This is a genomic window from Vibrio sp. Y176, from assembly GCF_033438945.1.
This window is the reverse complement of the sequence record NZ_JAWOQS010000197.1, coordinates 1-919: the sequence shown is the minus strand read 5'-3', so window position 1 is coordinate 919 and position 919 is coordinate 1. Positions and strand designations below refer to the sequence as shown.

Sequence of the window (919 nt, the reverse complement as noted above, 5' to 3'; positions counted from 1 at the left end):
GATTTTACTGAGGTTATCGACGGTGTTGTCCACTTCAAACTCGTAAATTGTGGCGACTTTATTGAGCATATCGTCAAGTCGGCCGGATTCTTCGCCGATCATAACCATTTGCAGCACCAACTCAGGGAACACGTTGCAATTGCGCATTGCAACATACATCGGCATTCCTGCTGCGGTATCGCGATAAACCTCTTCGATAGCCAATTGATAATGCATATTTCCGGACGTTTTCGAGGTGGTTTTTAAACTGGTTAAAATCGGAATGCCCGCCGTAAAGCTCGTAGCGAGGGTTCGACTAAATTTTGCGATAGCGGCTTTCGATAAAACTGCCCCAAGGACTGGAAACTTAAGCACAGAGCGGTTGAGCATTAAGCGAAAAGAGTCAGAACGCATAGAGAGTACTCTCGCGGAGATAAATACACTGATGGAGCCAAGTGCGATAAATGGGCTCCAGTTTTGTGTCCAAGCGGAAAGATCTAAGACTTGCCTTGTAAACCATGGCAATTCAGCACCAAAGCCAACAAACATTTTTTCAAACTCGGGAATGACCTTGGTTAGCATGATAAACGATACTCCCAGTGCAACTAGAATAACCATGGCTGGATATATTAGAGCCTTGATCACTTTGGCTCTAAGCTGCTCATTTTTTTCCCTGTAGGTAGCTAAGCGTTCGAACACTTCGGCTAAGTTGCCCGATTGTTCTCCTGTCGCAATCAGGTCGGTATACAGCGGGTCAAAATGGTTACTGGCGGTACGCATCGCTTTGGACATCGGCGTACCCGCTTCAACAGCCCGAGTTACACTCATCAAAATGGATTTCATTTCCGCTTTTTTGTGGTTATCAGAGACCAATTTCAATGCTTGTACTAGCGGCACACCGGTTACTAGCATCGTTGAGATTTGACGAGTGAAAACCGTG

1 protein-coding gene is annotated in these 919 nt (G+C 45.8%); it reads right to left on the bottom strand.

Annotated features, from left to right (window positions below; translation table 11 throughout):
- Positions 1-919 (bottom strand): type II secretion system F family protein (locus R7O13_RS25065; protein ID WP_318304967.1); only part of this gene is annotated, 919 nt, incomplete at both ends.